We start from the raw sequence: 293 nt of genomic DNA, 5'->3' as shown, positions 1-293 counted from the left end.
AGGAGGAACCCGAAAAATGGCTGCAGCGAACAATGATTTTTTGAAGCTCTCTCCATGTTGGAGCATGAGCGCGGCATCACCGCAGAGTACCTGATCGAGAAGATCAAGGCTGCCATCGTGATCGCTGTCAAGAAGAACTATGAGGTCGAGGACGACAACGTTCTGGTGGAGATCGACCCCGACAGCGGCACGTTCAACGTCGCTCTGGTGCAGAACGTTGTCGCCGATGAGGACTGGTACGATGAGCACGCCGAGATCGGCATCACCGAGGCCCAGAAGATCCGCTAGAGCTA

1 protein-coding gene is annotated in these 293 nt (G+C 55.3%); it reads left to right on the top strand.

Annotated elements, in window-relative coordinates; genetic code table 11:
- The first annotated feature begins 54 nt into the window (after positions 1-54).
- Complete coding sequence (locus P0G09_RS19705) at positions 55-288, top strand: NusA N-terminal domain-containing protein (protein ID WP_275253522.1); 234 nt, start codon at positions 55-57, stop codon at positions 286-288.
- Positions 289-293: the final 5 nt, after the last annotated feature.

It is taken from the genome of Faecalibacterium sp. DFI.5.82, assembly GCF_029076575.1.
GTDB classification, from domain to species: Bacteria; Bacillota; Clostridia; order Oscillospirales; family Ruminococcaceae; genus Faecalibacterium; species Faecalibacterium duncaniae.
Note: the sequence above shows the minus strand (reverse complement) of the source record. Positions and strands in the feature narration are given on the sequence as shown.